At 64.6% G+C, this 14,796-nt stretch carries 14 protein-coding genes; 8 read left to right on the top strand and 6 right to left on the bottom strand.

Going from position 1 to position 14,796, the window contains the following annotated elements; translation table 11 throughout:
- Window positions 1-25: 25 nt before the first annotated feature.
- Window positions 26-550 (bottom strand): hypothetical protein, encoded by a 525-nt coding sequence (locus ACPPVV_RS17015; RefSeq protein ID WP_426701047.1) that lies wholly within the window; start codon window positions 548-550, stop codon window positions 26-28.
- A 327-nt stretch (window positions 551-877) separates the two neighbouring features.
- Between ACPPVV_RS17015 and ACPPVV_RS17020 the strand changes: the two genes are divergently transcribed.
- The 4 genes from ACPPVV_RS17020 to ppa all read left to right on the top strand — a co-directional run bounded on the left by ACPPVV_RS17020 (window position 878) and on the right by ppa (window position 4,681).
- Window positions 878-1,456 carry a thioredoxin family protein gene (locus tag ACPPVV_RS17020; RefSeq protein WP_426701048.1) on the top strand — a complete coding sequence of 193 codons (579 nt, stop codon included), beginning with the start codon at window positions 878-880 and terminating at the stop codon, window positions 1,454-1,456.
- A gap of 230 nt (window positions 1,457-1,686) precedes the next feature.
- The gene (locus tag ACPPVV_RS17025; protein WP_426701049.1) at window positions 1,687-3,156 is read left to right on the top strand and encodes a PLP-dependent aminotransferase family protein; all 1,470 of its coding nucleotides are present in this window, start codon (window positions 1,687-1,689) and stop codon (window positions 3,154-3,156) included.
- Window positions 3,157-3,193: 37 nt separating this feature from the next.
- Complete coding sequence (locus tag ACPPVV_RS17030; protein ID WP_426701050.1) at window positions 3,194-4,048, top strand: 2OG-Fe(II) oxygenase; 855 nt, start codon at window positions 3,194-3,196, stop codon at window positions 4,046-4,048.
- A gap of 93 nt (window positions 4,049-4,141) precedes the next feature.
- Entirely contained in the window at window positions 4,142-4,681 is a 540-nt protein-coding gene (gene ppa, locus ACPPVV_RS17035) for an inorganic diphosphatase (protein ID WP_426701051.1), read from the top strand.
- Between the two features lie 26 nt (window positions 4,682-4,707).
- Here the strand turns inward: ppa and ACPPVV_RS17040 are convergent, their stop codons facing one another.
- Window positions 4,708-5,589: a helix-turn-helix transcriptional regulator gene (locus tag ACPPVV_RS17040; protein ID WP_426701052.1), complete on the bottom strand. Its 882-nt coding sequence runs from the start codon at window positions 5,587-5,589 to the stop codon at window positions 4,708-4,710.
- A 309-nt stretch (window positions 5,590-5,898) separates the two neighbouring features.
- On the opposite strand from ACPPVV_RS17040, the gene ACPPVV_RS17045 reads away from it, so the two are divergent.
- Window positions 5,899-6,612 (top strand): hypothetical protein, encoded by a 714-nt coding sequence (locus ACPPVV_RS17045; protein ID WP_426701053.1) that lies wholly within the window; start codon window positions 5,899-5,901, stop codon window positions 6,610-6,612.
- Between the two features lie 76 nt (window positions 6,613-6,688).
- Here ACPPVV_RS17045 and ACPPVV_RS17050 read toward each other — a convergent pair whose 3' ends face one another.
- Window positions 6,689-7,714 carry a DUF2333 family protein gene (locus ACPPVV_RS17050; RefSeq protein ID WP_426701054.1) on the bottom strand — a complete coding sequence of 342 codons (1,026 nt, stop codon included), beginning with the start codon at window positions 7,712-7,714 and terminating at the stop codon, window positions 6,689-6,691.
- Window positions 7,715-7,764: 50 nt separating this feature from the next.
- A complete protein-coding gene (locus ACPPVV_RS17055) occupies window positions 7,765-8,673 on the bottom strand; it encodes a LysR family transcriptional regulator (RefSeq protein ID WP_426701055.1) in 909 nt (302 codons plus the stop codon).
- Between the two features lie 99 nt (window positions 8,674-8,772).
- Between ACPPVV_RS17055 and ACPPVV_RS17060 the strand changes: the two genes are divergently transcribed.
- From ACPPVV_RS17060 to ACPPVV_RS17070, 3 genes are read left to right on the top strand one after another with little or no spacing between them, the layout of a single operon-like run.
- The gene (locus ACPPVV_RS17060; protein ID WP_426701056.1) at window positions 8,773-9,990 is read left to right on the top strand and encodes an MFS transporter; all 1,218 of its coding nucleotides are present in this window, start codon (window positions 8,773-8,775) and stop codon (window positions 9,988-9,990) included.
- A gap of 19 nt (window positions 9,991-10,009) precedes the next feature.
- On the top strand, window positions 10,010-11,071 hold the full coding sequence (locus ACPPVV_RS17065) for an aldo/keto reductase (protein WP_426701057.1): 1,062 nt from the start codon (window positions 10,010-10,012) through the stop codon (window positions 11,069-11,071).
- A complete protein-coding gene (locus ACPPVV_RS17070; protein WP_426701058.1) occupies window positions 11,068-12,084 on the top strand; it encodes a zinc-binding alcohol dehydrogenase family protein in 1,017 nt (338 codons plus the stop codon). The genes ACPPVV_RS17065 and ACPPVV_RS17070 overlap by 4 nt, the downstream gene beginning before the upstream one ends.
- A 52-nt stretch (window positions 12,085-12,136) precedes the next feature.
- On the opposite strand, the gene ACPPVV_RS17075 is transcribed toward ACPPVV_RS17070, so the two are convergent.
- Window positions 12,137-12,733 carry a ferritin-like domain-containing protein gene (locus ACPPVV_RS17075; protein WP_426701059.1) on the bottom strand — a complete coding sequence of 199 codons (597 nt, stop codon included), beginning with the start codon at window positions 12,731-12,733 and terminating at the stop codon, window positions 12,137-12,139.
- 134 nt (window positions 12,734-12,867) lie between these two features.
- A complete protein-coding gene (gene thiC, locus ACPPVV_RS17080) occupies window positions 12,868-14,745 on the bottom strand; it encodes a phosphomethylpyrimidine synthase ThiC (RefSeq protein WP_426701060.1) in 1,878 nt (625 codons plus the stop codon).
- Between the last annotated feature and the right edge of the window lie 51 nt (window positions 14,746-14,796).

The following is a 14,796-nucleotide window of genomic DNA, read 5'->3' on the forward strand; positions in this document are numbered from 1 at the left end:
GATGCGAAACAGGGACGCGGCCGGCTCAAGCGGCCGGTTCGGCCCGGACCAGGGCCGGACGCTGCCCGTTACCGGATGCCGCAAAGCGTGCGACCCACGCAATCGGCAAGCCGATCAACGCTGCATGCACGACGATGCTGCTGGCAATCCAGCCCGGCAGCATCGGCGCACTGGCTGCAGCTGACAACGGCAACACGATTCCCGTCATTACCGCGTACAGCAGCAAGCCGTACAGCGGGCCGCATATCCCTGGCCGCTGCACCAGCAACGGTGCACGGCGACTGGCCACGACATAGAAAAAGACCATGGCCTGCATGATCGCGTAGTGCAGCAATGCGCCGAGCCACACCGTGGCCGCGCCACCGGCGAATGCGCGCGCCCCCAACAAACCGGCGGCGATGCCTTGAAGGATCCGCGCAGGCGGCACATGGTGCAGCACGTTCCAGTATGTGCACGCGAAAACGAGATCCAGCGAGCCAAGCAGCAGGCCAGCCCCGACAGGCAGCAGCACCGGTCGGATGAAACGGTGGATGGAAACCGTATATGACATCGCAAGCCACTCCTCGCACTGACGAGCGCTGGCGCCAAAGTCGGTCCGCCAGGCAAATGTTCGATGCGCCATCCCGTATGGACGTCCATTCGATAGACGTTCGCCAGTCGCGCACCACCGAGGGCGCATTCTCGCGCAATATCGTCAGCCGATCCGGCGAATTGGTATCAGCGCACTTCGAGGAATTGGTTATGTATCCATTCGCGCCAGGACGCGCAAGCTACAAGATGGGTGTCTTGCAACGAACATCGACTTGTCGGCAAACTCAGGCGGCAACTTGCCGGGCCCCGCCGGGACGCCGACGGCGTTTTCAACAGGTAACGCATCATGAAAACTTCCGTCCGCTGCCTTCTCCTCGCGCTGATGATTTCCAGCGGCGCAGCTGCCGCCAGAAGCACATCGTCAGTACCGGAGTTCGTCGGCATCCGCCCCTGGATCAACAGTGTTCCACTGCATCTTTCCGATCTGCGCGGCAAGGTGGTGCTGGTCGACTTCTGGGCCTATTCCTGCATCAATTGCATACACACCACGCCACATGTCGAGCATCTGTACGAAACGTACAAGGACAAGGGTCTGGTGGTGATCGGCGTGCATTCGCCGGAATTCGACATCGAGAAGAACCTCGGGAATGTCAGGGATGCGGTAAAGCGTCTGGGCATCACCTACCCGGTAGCGGTGGACAACAACCTGGCGACATGGAATGCCTGGCACAACGAGTACTGGCCTGCCGAATACCTGATCGACCAGAACGGCCAGCTGATCGGCCACCACTACGGTGAAGGCGATTACCCACGGATGGAGAACGCCATCCGCCTGCTGCTGGGGCTGGATCTTCTGCACGACAATGGCGCTTCCGGCAAACCCGTCAGCGATGCCGCCGGCGCTGCAGAGAAGAAAGGACGTTGATGCGATGCCCGGCGCATGCCGGGCATACCGGCCAACTGCGCCGATTCCGGACACATCCCACCGGCGCTGGATCACCGCCTCGCGGGTCGCCGCCGGCGAAACGCGCCCCCTACCGTGACTCCTGCCGCACGACACCGCCACTGCGCCAGATCTAAGCTGGTCGGCAGCTCGCCTTCCCCCGTTGGCGTGGCTGTCATTCCATGCTTTTCCGAATCCCGCGGAGATCCGGCGTGTTCCTCATTCTCGACGGCAACGGTCCGCAGTACAGCCAGCTCACCCGTGCCATGAAGGCTGCCATCCTCGAAGGCCGCATGGATGCTGGCTCGCCCTTGCCGCCCACGCGCGTGCTGGCACGTGAACTGGAGCTCTCCCGCACCACCGTGCTGGCCGCCTACGAACAGTTGCGCGCGGAAGGATTCATCGATGCCCGCAGGGGTTCGGGCAGTTACGTGGCCACCGTGCAGGGCGGGCCGAAGCTACACGTGTCCGAATCGACGATCGAACCTCCTTCGCGTTACATAAAACGCGCACGCCAGGTCCAGAACCGGCTGATCGCCCGGTTGCACCATGGCTTGCGCTACGACCTGCAGTACGGCAGCTCGCTGATCAATCCAGCCCTGAACGACGTCTGGGCGCGCGAACTGGCTCGCGCCGCAGCCTATACGCCGATCGACGCCATCAGCTCGCAGGGTCTGCCGGCATTGCGCCAGCAGGTGTGCGGCTACCTCGCACGTCGGCGTGGGGTACAGGCGTTGCCGGAAAACGTGCTGATCGTCAGTGGCGCCCAGCAGGCTTTCTCGCTGGCAGCACGCGTGCTGCTGGACGAGGGCGATCCGGTGGTGTTGGAGGAGCCGCACTATTTCGGGGCGTATCAGACCCTGACCGCACATGGCGCGCGCATCGTGGGCGTGCCGGTCGACGATGCCGGGCTGATCTGCGCCGACCTGCCCCGGCCAGCGCCGTCGCTCATCTGCGTGACCCCTTCGCATCAGTTCCCCACCGGCGCGGTGCTGTCGCATCCGCGCCGGCTGGAACTGCTGCGCTACGCGGATGCGCAGCAGTGCTGGATCCTCGAAGACGACTACGACGGTGAATTCCGCTACGACGCGCAACCGCTGGCGGCCCTGCGATCGCTCGACGAAGGCGATCGGGTGATCTATGTCGGCACGTTCTCCAAGGTCCTGTTCGGCTCCCTGCGCCTGGCCTATATGGTGTTGCCGACGGCATTGCGGGACGACTTCGTCACCGCGAAATTCCTCAGCGACTTTTCCTGCCCGACGATCGAGCAGGTCGCGCTGGCGCATTTCATGGAAGACGGTGGCTTCGAACGGCACCTGCGCAAAGCGCGCAAGGAGCTCAAGAGTCGCCGTGAGGAACTCATCCATGGATTGCGGCAGCATGCCGGCGAACGCGTCGAGGTCGTCGATTCGCCGGCCGGCATGCACGTGGTGGTGTGGTTGCACGGTTACGATCAGGCCCATGCGGATGCCCTGATCGAGCTGGCGCATGAACGCGGCCTCGGCCTGTATTCGATGACGCCGCATTACCTGAATCCGCCGGCGCGCCAGGGCCTGCTGCTTGGCTACTGCGGACTGCCGCTCAACGAGTTGCGCGACGCGATGCAGTTGTTCGGTCGCTGTCTGGATGAGATCGATGTGCGCGTACCTGTCGGCGGATCAGGCAGCGTTGACGGCAGCTGAAGTAAGCTTTCCGAGTCTCCATCCAACACTACTGGCCATGCACCCACGCATCACGATCAACCCCGAACTGCGCGAATGGATTCTTGCCACCACCCGGGCGGGCCACGGCATACCCGATGTGCTGCGACTGATGAAAGACAGCGGCTACGACCCGCGGCAGAGCCGCAGCATCGTGGCCGAGGTGCTCAAGCTGCCACTGGCAGCATTGCACGCCCATGCCGACAAGGTGGCCACACCAGGACTGCGGGCAAGGCATCCCGAAGCCCCCGAAGTCACCGTTGAAGGTCACACCATCCAGATCGCGCTCAGCGTGGAATCGCCGGCGCTGCGGGTGCTCGACAACATCCTCAGTGACACCGAGTGTGCCGACCTGATCGAACTGGCGCGACCACGGCTGCAACGCGCCTTGACCGTCGACCCCGATGGCCGCAACCAGGTGGATCAACGACGCACCAGCGAAGGCATGTTCTTTGGTTTGAACGAAGTGCCGCTGGTGGGGCGCATCGAACAGCGCATCGCCAGCCTGCTCGGTGTGCCGGCGAATCACGGCGAAGGCTTGCAGATCCTGCACTACCTGCCTGGCCAGGAATACGAGCCGCACTTCGACTGGTTCGATCCGGAGCAACCTGGTTACAAGGCGATCACGGCCGTCGGCGGCCAGCGCATCGCCAGCGTGGTGATGTACCTCAACACACCCGCCAAGGGCGGCGGCACGGCGTTCCCGGAACGGTGCCTCACGGTCACCGCCCGCACGGGTTCGGCCGTCTACTTCGCTTACGAAAGCGGCGACCGGAGTTCGTTCCACGCCGGCCTGCCGGTGCAGCAGGGCGAGAAGTGGATCGCGACCAAATGGTTGCGCGAGCGGCCCTACACGGCATCGGACAGCGCCTGAAGCAGGCGCTGCGGGGAAGCGCCGTTGCTGCGCCGCAGCAGCGTTTGGCGTATCCTAGCGGGCCAACTTTCCCTCCACATCCAAGGACATCCCATGGGTCTGCATCTCGTGCCCGCCGGCCGCAACGTGCCGGACGAAATCAACGTCATCATCGAAATCCCCAAGGATGCCGAGCCGGTCAAGTATGAAGTGGAGAAGGAAAGCGGAGCGATCTTCGTCGACCGCATCCTGTCCACGCCGATGCGTTATCCGTGCAACTACGGCTACGTGCCGGGCACCCTGGGCGGCGACGGCGATCCGCTGGACGCGCTGGTGATCCTGCCGCTGTCGCTGATTCCCGGCTCGGTGATCCGCTGCATCCCGGTCGGCATGCTGAAGATGTCCGACGAAGCCGGCAGTGACGAAAAGCTGATCGTGCTGCCCGCGCCGAAGATCTTCCCCGGCTACGCGCACATCACCGACATGAAGGGCGTCTCGCCGCACTGGCTGGAGCGCATCGGTCACTTCTTCGAGCACTACAAGGACCTGGAGAAGGGCAAATGGGTCAAGGTCGAAGGCTGGGTTGGCGCCGACGAGGCGAAAGCCGAGATCACCGCCGGCATCGCGCGCTACCAGGCCGATAAGAAAGCCTGAAATCGACACCGGCCGCCAGCGAACGGCTAGATCAAACGGCTGCGTGATCCGGATGGCGCACGCAGCCGTTTTCCCAGCCGCGACAGGTCGCTGTGCCGCAGCTCTTCACGCAGCTCGCTGGGCGAAGCACCCAGCGATTGACGGAACGCCTCGGTCATGTGGCTATGGCTGCTGAAGCCCACGTCGCAGGCCAGCGCGGCCAGATCTTCCTCACCTTCGCCCAGGCGCCCCAGCGCGGTACCGAGCCGCTGTTGCAGGCGGAATTGCCGCAGCGATTGTCCGGTGCGGCTGCGAAAGATCCGGCACAGGTGAAACGGCGAACAGCCGGCGAGCTCGGCCAATTCATGGACGTCCAGATTCTCTCCGACGCGCCCGATGATGGCCTCCTCGACGCGGGCCACCTGGCGTGCGACGGCGCTGTGCCGCGTATGCGCGCGAAACGGCGCGCATGACCTCAACAGGTAGTCGAGCGTGTCCAGCAGGACTTCCTCGGCCTGGTCCGGTGCGTCATTGCCGCCATGCCGCATGCCTAGCAGCATCTCCACGTGAGTCTTCTGAAACTGCAAGTCGTGGCCGAATTCCCGGCACGGTGAAGCCGCGACGCCGGTCAGGCCCAGCGACTCCAGCATGGCATCGTCGATCCACACATCGGTGCAGCAATCGCAGCCATCGCTATCGGGGTGCGTGATGCGGTACTCGACGTTCTTCTGCACGAGGACCGCCTGACCCGGCCGCGCGAAAAACGCCTTGCCACCCACGTGCACCACGAACGAACCACGGCGGGTGAAGATGAAGCGCGCGGGTTCATCGGCATCCGGGTAACCGCCGCAGGCGACGCGTGGCCGCTTGCACACATGGTTGATCACCATGAAGTGCGACGACTGCACTACGGTCTGCATGATCGACATCGGCAGCGCTCCGCTGTCAGCTGGAATCCATGCGCAAGATCATACGCTCGCGTGGCGTGGTCGATGCCGTCCCGCAAGCAACTCGGCAGCACGTTTTTGAAAGCGCGCCTGCCCCGGCCATGGCAGGAGCCATGCGCTCGATACGTCACGGAACCGGCCTCCGCACTGCACAGGTTTCTGAAAGCGCCGCGGCCCCCGTGGCGGGAAGCTGGCCCTGCTTCCCGTCGCGGGAAGTCCCGGAAGCCCGACTGGCGTGCCCCTCATTCCCCCAGCCGGCTGCACCCACCATGCACGCAAGGAGATATGGCCATGATCAAGAAGCTCTGCACCCTGCTCGCCGCCTGCTGCGCAATGACCGCAGCCAACGCGACCCAGCCATTTTCCCCCGACGACTGGCTCAACCCGATGTTGTACCCGAAGGACTCGCAGCCCTTCGGCAAGAGCATGTCCAGCTGGGCCGAGCTCAACTGGCAATGGATCTACGCACAGCCCTTCGAACACAACCCGTACATCGATCCCACCGGCGCCGACTGCGCGGTCGGCCAGAGCGGACCGGTCTGGCAGTTGGCACCGATCGCCGCGATGATGTCCGGCACCTACACGCGTGCCTGCACGATTCCTCGCGGCAAGGCGGTGTTTCTGCAGATTGGCAGCGTCGCCGACGACTGGCCCTGTCCCGACCCGGCCTTCGCACCGCCACCGGGACAGTCGCTGTACGACTTCCTGGTCGCCGACGCACGGGGTTTCAACATGGTCACCAAACTGGATCTGACCCTGGATGGGCGGCCGATCTTCAACCCGAAGGACTACATCTACACCTCGGATGATCTGTTCGCGCTCAAGGGCGATGCCAGCGAGGCGCAGTTCGATCCATGCATCACCGGCGGCTACCAGCCCAGCGTGGTCTACGGCTATTTCATGATGTTCCGCCCGATGACGCGTGGCAGGCACACCATCGTGCGACACAATCACGACAGTGACGGCAAGGACCTGACCTTCATCTACCATCTCACCGTGCAGTAGCGGCCGCTACCGACCACCACGCACCGGCATCATGCATAAACCCCGCCTCCTTCGGCGGGGTTTGTACGTGGGGCAATCAGCCGCGCTTGAGCAGTTCGCGCAAGTCGATCAGTGCGGCATTGGCGCGCGACACATAGTTCGCCATCACCAGGGAGTGATTGGCGAAGAAGCCGAATGGCGAGCCGTTCAGCACCATCGGGCTGTGCAGCGGGCGCTGCGCCTCTTCCAGCTCGCGGATCACCTGATCAAGGCTGACGTCGGCATGCTTGCTGCGCAGGATCGGGCCGAAGTCCTGCTGGAACGCCTTGAGCTGTTCCAGCAGGGTCCAGGTGTAGCCGCGTGCCTCGTAGAAGTTGTCATCGATCCTGTTCCACGGCGTTTTCACCAGCCGGCCGCCGCCGGGCGCGCGTACCGTGCTGGCACTGGCCGGCTCGGCCGATGCGTCCACGTCACCTACGCGGATCTGGCCCACGCTGGCCGATAACCGCTGAGACAACGAGCCCAGTCGCGACGAAGCCAGCTGCAGGTAATCGGCCAGGTTGTCGGCACGTGCGTAGAAATGCGCGTTGCTGTCCTCGGCGTCGCCAAGCCGACCCAGATAGCCGTCCAGATGCCTGATCGCCTTGCGGTACTGGCTTTCCGAACTGGGTAGCAGCCAGCGGTCGTTGGGGCTGTTGAGCAACGGATCGGCCTCGGCCAGATCCTTGTCCTCGGTCGACTGTGTCTGCGAACGACTGAAGTCGTTGCGCAATGCACGCACCAGGTCGCGCGACGCGGTCAACGAACCGAATTCCCAATTCGGAACGTTGTCCATGAACAAGCCAGGCGGCAGCTTGTCGTTGCTGAGGTAGCCGCCACGCTTGTCCAGCAGCGTATGCACCGACGTGATCAGGACGGCCGTGGTGGTGGCACCCGTGCTCATCGGGCGCTTCAGTTCCTGCAACTGCGTCTGGGTGGTCGCCACCGGATCGAACAGTGCCGGTTCGCTGTCCCACCACCACATCAGCGCGGCCACGAACAACACCACCAGCGCGCACAGCGCCAGGATGACACGGCGTAGACCGCGGCGCGACGGGTTCGAAGTGGACTGGGTCGTCTGCATCGGGCGGCTCCGCGGGGTGATCAAAGGGAAGACCCAAGCTTACAACGCGCTCATTGCTCCCACGGCGGATGCTCGCCCAGTCGTTCGGCCAGGAAATCGACGAAGGCGCGCACCCGTGGCGGCACCAGCCGGCGCTGCGGCATCACTGCGTGAATGCCGGTGGTGGCGATCGGGTAGTCCGGCAGCAGCACCTGCAATTGCCCGCTGCGCAACTGCTCGTGCACATGCCAGACCGAGTGCAACGCGATGCCGAGCCCGGCGATCACCGCGTCGCGCAGCAGAGCGCCCTGGTTGCTCTCGAAGCGGCCATGCACGCGCTGCGTGATCGCCTGGCCCTTGCGGTCGGTGAAATGCCACGTGTCCTGCCGACCCTGACTGCCGACCAGCAGCAAGCAGTCGTGCGCGGCCAGGTCGGCCGGCGCACGCGGCGTGCCATGACTCTGCAGGTAGGCAGGCGATGCGCACAGCACGCGCCGGTTGGTCGCGAGCTGGCGTGCCACCAGGCCGGAGTCGCCCAGCGCGCCGACGCGGATGCCCAGGTCGAAACCGGAGCCGACCAGATCCACGATCTGGTCATCAAGATTCACGCTGAGTTTCACCCGCGGATGCAGGGCGAGGAACTCCGGCAGCAGCGGCGAGATGTACTGGCCGCCGAACGCGGCCGACATGGTCACCCGCAGCGTGCCACTGACTTCGGTGCCGCTCTGTCGCAGGCCGCCGGTCAGCGATTCCAGATCCTCCACCAACGCGCGACCCTGCTCCGCCAACAGCATGCCCTCGGGCGTGGCATGCAGCTGGCGCGTAGTCCGGTGCAACAGACGCACGCCCAGTTCGCGTTCCAGCCGCTTCAGGCGCTGGCTGGCCACCGCCACCGAAAGATCGAGGCTGCGCGCGGCCGCGCTGATCGAACCGAGGTCGAGCACGCGCAGGAACAGGCTGAGGTCACCGACACGATCCATAACTATCAACCATTCATTGATAATGATTAGTCATTTTGGTTCTTTTCGAAGAAAACGCAACTCCCTAAGCTGGCGCATCGTTTCTTGAGGATTGTCGTCATGCACTCCCCTTCCGTTCGGCCACGCACTCCATTGGCGCTGTACGCGCTGACCGCCGGCGCGTTCGGCATCGGCACCACCGAATTCGTGATCATGGGCCTGCTGCTGCAGGTCTCCGCCGACCTGCACGTCAGCATCGCCGCCGCCGGCCTGCTGATTTCCGGCTATGCGCTGGGCGTGTTCGTCGGCGCGCCGCTGCTCACTGCGGCGACCAGCCGGCTGCCGCACAAGACCGCGCTGATCGCGTTGATGGTGATCTTCACCGTCGGCAACCTGGCCAGCGCGCTGGCGCCGAGTTACACCGTGCTGATGATCGCGCGGGTGATTACCTCGCTGGCCCACGGCACCTTCTTCGGCGTCGGTGCGGTGGTGGCAACCGGGTTGGTGGCGAAGGATCGCAAGGCTTCGGCGATCTCGATCATGTTCACCGGGCTGACCGTGGCCACCCTGCTCGGCGTGCCAGCCGGCGCGTGGCTGGGCCTGCACTTCGGCTGGCGTGCCACGTTCTGGGCGGTCAGCGCGATCGGCGTGCTCGCCACGGTGATCATCGCCACCCTGGTGCCGACGGATCGCGGCGACAGCGCGCCGATGAAGTTCGTCGAAGAATTGAAGGGCATCGCGCATCCCCAGGTATTGCTCGGCCTGTTGATGACCGTGCTCGGCTTCGCCGGCGTGTTCGCGGTGTTCACCTATATCCAGCCAATCCTGACCCGGGTCACCGGCTTCGCCGACAGCGCGGTGTCGCCGATCCTGCTGGTGTTCGGCGGTGGCATGGTGGTCGGCAACCTGCTCGGCGGACGCCTCGCGGACAAGCGATTGGTGGCGACCCTGCTGGGCTCGCTGATTGCGTTGGCGATCGTGCTGGGCACGATGACGTTCGCGCTGCACAGCAAGCCGGCGATGATCGCGTTTGCCGCCGTGTTCGGCATCGTCGCGTTCGCCACCGTGGCGCCGCTGCAACTGCGTGTGTTGCAGAAGGCCACCGGCGGCGGCGTGCTGGCATCGAGCTTCAACATCGCCGCGTTCAACCTCGGCAATGCGATCGGTGCCTGGCTGGGCGGCGTGGTGATCAGTCATGGCCCGGGCCTGGGCGCGGTGACCTGGGTGGCGGCCTCGCTGCCGGTGCTGGGGCTGGCCGTGGCGCTGTACAGCGTGCGGCTGGATACCCGTCAGCCGAGACGTGTGCCGGTCATTGCCCGTGCCGAAACCATTCTCTGACCTTCGAAGGACGACTTTCATGGACTACCGCTATCTCGGCACCTCCGGGTTCAAGGTGCCCGCACTCGGTTTCGGCGCCGGCACGTTCGGCGGCGAGGGGCCGCTGTTCAGCGCCTGGGGCAACACCGATGTCGCCGAAGCGAAACGGCTGATCGACATCTGCCTCGACGCCGGCGCCAATCTGTTTGACAGCGCGGACGTCTATTCGGACGGTGCATCGGAGTCGATTCTCGGCGCAGCGCTGAAGGGTCGCCGTGACCGGGCGATCATCTCGACCAAGCTCAACCTGCGTACGGGCGACGGTCCGAACGATGTCGGCGCCTCGCGTCACCACCTGATCAGCGGCGTGGACCGCGCACTCAAGCGCCTGGGCACCGACTATATCGACCTGTTGCACCTGCATCACTTCGACGCGATGACGCCGGTGGAACAGGTGATGTCGACGCTGGACGAACTGGTTCGCGCAGGCAAATTGCGCTATCTCGGCGCGTCGAACTTCTCCGGCTGGCAGTTGATGAAATCGCAGGCCGTCGCCGACCGACACGCTTACTCGCGCTTCGTGGCGAATCAGACCTACTACTCGCTGGTCGGGCGCGACTACGAGTGGGAATTGATGCCGCTGGGCCTGGACCAGGGTATCGGAGCCATCGTGTGGAGCCCGCTGGGTTGGGGCCGGCTCACCGGCAAGCTGCGCCGCGGCCAGCCGCTGCCTGCCGGCAGCCGCCTGCACGACACCGCCGGCTTTGCGCCGCCGGTGGACCAGGAACGGTTGTATCGCGTGGTGGATGCGCTGGACGCGATCGCCGCGGAAACCGGCAGGACGGTTCCGCAGATCGCGCTGAACTGGCTGCTGCAGCGGCCGACGGTATCGAGCGTGCTGATCGGTGCACGCAACGAGCAGCAGCTGCACGACAACCTGGGCGCGATCGGCTGGGCGCTCGATGCAGGCCAGGTCGCGCGACTCGATACCGCCAGCGCGGTGATGCCGCCGTACCCTTACTATCCCTACTGGAACGGCATGTTCGCCGAACGCAACCCGCCGCCGGTGCCATTCATCGTCCCCACGGAGTCGCCCGCATGAAAGCCGTCGCCCTCACCCGTTACCTGCCGATCGACGATCCGCAATCGCTGCTCGATGTCGAACTGGCCCGGCCGGTGCCCGGCGAACACGACCTCCTCGTGCGGGTTGAGGCCGTTTCTGTGAATCCGGTCGACACCAAGATCCGTTCGCCGAAACCGGCGGTGGAAACGCAGCCGAAGGTGCTCGGTTATGACGCGGCCGGCACGGTGGAGGCCGTCGGCACGGCGGTCACCGGCTTCAGCCCGGGCGAGGCCGTGTATTACGCCGGCGACGTGACACGACCCGGTAGCAACGCCGAGTACCAGCTGGTCGATGCGCGGCTGGTCGGCCACGCGCCCGCCTCGATCGATGCAGCCGATGCGGCTGCGCTGCCGCTGACCGCGCTCACCGCGTGGGAGTTGCTGTTCCAGCGCATGCCGTTCGACAACGAACATGGCGGCGAAGGCAAATCGTTGCTGATCATCGGCGGCGCCGGTGGCGTCGGCTCCATCGCGATCCAGCTGGCACGCCGGGCCGGCTTCACCGTGATCGCCACCGCCTCGCGCAACGAAACCATCGACTGGTGCCGCACGCTTGGTGCGCAGCACGTGATCAACCATCGCGAGGCGCTGGCGCCGCAATTGCAGGCATTGGGCTTCGAACAGGTCGACGCGGTGATGAACCTCGCCGAACCCTCCCGTTACTGGGAGGCGGTTGGGGAGATTCTCGCCCCGCAAGGCCATGTCGGCCTGATCGTGGAACCCGAAGGTGCGCTGAAAATCGGCGACCCTTACAAGGCCAAGGCCATCGGTATCCACTGGGAAATGATGTTCACCCGATCTCGCTTCAAGACACCCGACCAGGCCGAGCAAGGCCGCATCCTCGAACGCGTGGCCGCCTTGATCGATGCCGGCGAATTGCGCGGCACGCGCAGCGAAACGCTGACGCCGATCAATGCTGCCAACCTGCGTGAAGTGCATCGCCGGCTGGAATCGGGAACCACGATCGGCAAGCTGGTGCTGGCCGGCTGGTGACGCGAGGGGAAGCGCGGCAGCCTGCTGTGCTGCCGCATCCCGCGAAACTCTTTCAACCCTGCTTGCGCGCCGTTTTCCCCGCCGTCGGCTTGGCCGGCTCACCCTTCTTGCCGAAGTCTTCCATCAGTGTCTTCATGTCTTCGGCGTGTTCCTCTTCCATCGCGAGGATGCCTTCCAGCATGCGCTTGGTGGTGGTGTCCTGATCGCCGACGTAGTTGATGATCTCGCGATAGCTGTCGATCGCGATGCGTTCGGCGACGAGGTTTTCCTCGATCATCCCGGCGAGGTCGTTCGGCACCACGAACTCGGCATGGCTGCGCGTGGACAGGCCATCGGGCTCGAAATTCGGCGTGCCGTCGAGTTGGGTGATGCGCTCGGCGATCTGGTCGGCGTGACCCTGCTCTTCGTTGGCGTGTTCGAGGAATTCGGCCGCCACGCTCTTGGCGTTGATGCCCGACGCCAGGTAATAGTGCGCCTTGTAGCGCAGCACGCAGACGATCTCGGTCGCCAGCGCTTCGTTCAACAGCTTCAGCACCGTGTCGCGATCGAGCGTGTAACTGTCGGTGATCGCGCCACGCTGCATGTGTTCGCGCGCACGTTTGCGAATGGTCTTGATGTCGGAAAGGAAGGGATGCTTCTTGGCGGCCATGCGGGTTTCCTCGTTACGTCGGTGGGCGCGGGTCCAGCGAGCTTACGCCCGACGGATGTGGTGATGGCGTAAACGCACCCCAACCGGCCTGCACCCGACCGACTGGCATCACCCCCGCGTCATCCCGATTGGCATCACGCCGGCTTGTAAATGTCGCCGCCCTGTTCGCGGAACTCGGCGGCCTTGCCCGCCATGCCTTCGTCGATCGCCTCGAACGCGTCCATGCCGTGTTCGGCGGCGTAGTCGCGCACGTCCTGGGTGATCTTCATCGAACAGAACTTCGGCCCGCACATCGAGCAGAAGTGGGCACTCTTGTGCGCATCCTTCGGCATCGTCTCGTCGTGGAATTCCTTGGCTTTCTCCGGGTCGAGACCGAGATTGAACTGGTCGTCCCAGCGGAACTCGAAGCGCGCCTTGCTCAATGCGTTGTCGCGCACCTGGGCACCGGGGTGGCCCTTGGCCAGATCGGCCGCATGCGCGGCGATCTTGTACGCGATGATGCCGTCACGCACGTCCTGCTTGTTCGGCAAGCCGAGGTGCTCCTTCGGCGTCACGTAGCAAAGCATCGCGGTGCCGAACCAGCCGATCATCGCCGCGCCGATCGCCGAGGTGATGTGGTCGTAGCCTGGCGCGATATCGGTGGTCAGCGGACCCAGCGTGTAGAACGGCGCCTCGCCGCATTTCTCCAGCTGGCGATCCATGTTCTCCTTGATCAGCTGCATCGGCACGTGGCCGGGGCCTTCGATCATCACCTGCACGTCGTGCTTCCAGGCGATCTGCGTCAGTTCGCCCAGCGTGTCGAGTTCGCCGAATTGCGCTTCGTCGTTGGCATCGGCGATGCACCCCGGACGCAGGCCGTCACCGAGGCTGAAGGACACGTCGTACGCCTTCATGATCTCGCAGATATCCTCGAAATGGGTGTAGAGGAAGTTTTCGCGATGATGCGCCAGGCACCACTTCGCCATGATCGAGCCGCCTCGACTGACAATGCCGGTGACGCGCTTGGCGGTCAGCGGCACGAAGCGCAACAGCACGCCGGCATGGATGGTGAAGTAGTCCACGCCCTGCTCGGCCTGCTCGATCAGCGTATCGCGATAAATTTCCCAGGTCAGGTCTTCGGCGATGCCGTTGACCTTCTCCAGCGCCTGGTAGATCGGCACGGTGCCGATCGGCACCGGCGAGTTGCGGATGATCCACTCGCGCGTCTCGTGGATGTGCTTGCCGGTGGACAGGTCCATCACGTTGTCCGCGCCCCAGCGGATCGCCCACACCAGTTTCTCCACCTCTTCGGCGATGCCCGAGCTCACCGCGCTGTTGCCGATGTTCGCGTTGATCTTGGTGAGGAAGTTGCGGCCGATGATCATCGGCTCCGATTCGGGATGGTTGATGTTGGCCGGGATGATGGCGCGACCGCGGGCCACTTCGTCGCGCACGAATTCCGCCGTGATCCGCGGCGGGATCGCCGCACCGAACGACTGGCCCGGATGCTGCACGAGCAGCGCACTGCCGGCCAGCGCCTCGATGCGCTGGTTTTCGCGGATCGCGATGTATTCCATCTCCGGCGTGACGATGCCGCGGCGGGCGTAGTGCAGCTGGGTCACGTTGGCGCGTGCCTTCGCACGGCGCGGCACGCGTGTGGCAGTGAAGCGCAGCGGATCGAGCTTCGGATCGCTGGCACGCTGGCGGCCGAATTCGGAACTGAGTCCCGACAGCAATTCGGTGTCACCGCGCCCGGCGATCCAGGCGGTACGCAACGCCGGCAAGCCAGCAGCCAGATCGACCCGGTAATCCGGATCGGTATACGGACCGGAGGTGTCGTAGACCGTGATCGGGGGGTTGTCCTCGCCACCGAACAGTCCAGGCGTGCGCGCCTGGCAGATTTCCCGCAGCGGCACCTTCAGGTCGGGTCGACTGCCCTGCACATGGATTTTGTGCGAACCCGGAATCGGCCGCACGACGGATTCGGAAAGCTCCTGCGCGGCACGCGCAAGATCGGAGGGCTGGGCATTCATCGGCTTGATTCCGGCGGCTTTGTTGAAGAGTCCGCGCAAGGATGCGCGGGC

The organism is Rhodanobacter sp. Col0626 (assembly GCF_049994385.1).
Taxonomy (GTDB): Bacteria; Pseudomonadota; Gammaproteobacteria; order Xanthomonadales; family Rhodanobacteraceae; genus Rhodanobacter.

Coding starts and splice junctions, on each gene's coding strand:
- ACPPVV_RS17075 (WP_426701059.1), bottom strand. CDS start 12,733: ATGGCCGCCAAGAAGCATCCCTTCCTTTCCGACATCAAGACCATTCGC.
- ACPPVV_RS17020 (WP_426701048.1), top strand. CDS start 878: ATGAAAACTTCCGTCCGCTGCCTTCTCCTCGCGCTGATGATTTCCAGC.
- ACPPVV_RS17030 (WP_426701050.1), top strand. CDS start 3,194: ATGCACCCACGCATCACGATCAACCCCGAACTGCGCGAATGGATTCTT.
- ACPPVV_RS17055 (WP_426701055.1), bottom strand. CDS start 8,673: ATGGATCGTGTCGGTGACCTCAGCCTGTTCCTGCGCGTGCTCGACCTC.
- ACPPVV_RS17015 (WP_426701047.1), bottom strand. CDS start 550: ATGTCATATACGGTTTCCATCCACCGTTTCATCCGACCGGTGCTGCTG.
- thiC (WP_426701060.1), bottom strand. CDS start 14,745: ATGAATGCCCAGCCCTCCGATCTTGCGCGTGCCGCGCAGGAGCTTTCC.
- ppa (WP_426701051.1), top strand. CDS start 4,142: ATGGGTCTGCATCTCGTGCCCGCCGGCCGCAACGTGCCGGACGAAATC.
- ACPPVV_RS17060 (WP_426701056.1), top strand. CDS start 8,773: ATGCACTCCCCTTCCGTTCGGCCACGCACTCCATTGGCGCTGTACGCG.
- ACPPVV_RS17050 (WP_426701054.1), bottom strand. CDS start 7,714: ATGCAGACGACCCAGTCCACTTCGAACCCGTCGCGCCGCGGTCTACGC.
- ACPPVV_RS17045 (WP_426701053.1), top strand. CDS start 5,899: ATGATCAAGAAGCTCTGCACCCTGCTCGCCGCCTGCTGCGCAATGACC.
- ACPPVV_RS17040 (WP_426701052.1), bottom strand. CDS start 5,589: ATGTCGATCATGCAGACCGTAGTGCAGTCGTCGCACTTCATGGTGATC.
- ACPPVV_RS17070 (WP_426701058.1), top strand. CDS start 11,068: ATGAAAGCCGTCGCCCTCACCCGTTACCTGCCGATCGACGATCCGCAA.
- ACPPVV_RS17065 (WP_426701057.1), top strand. CDS start 10,010: ATGGACTACCGCTATCTCGGCACCTCCGGGTTCAAGGTGCCCGCACTC.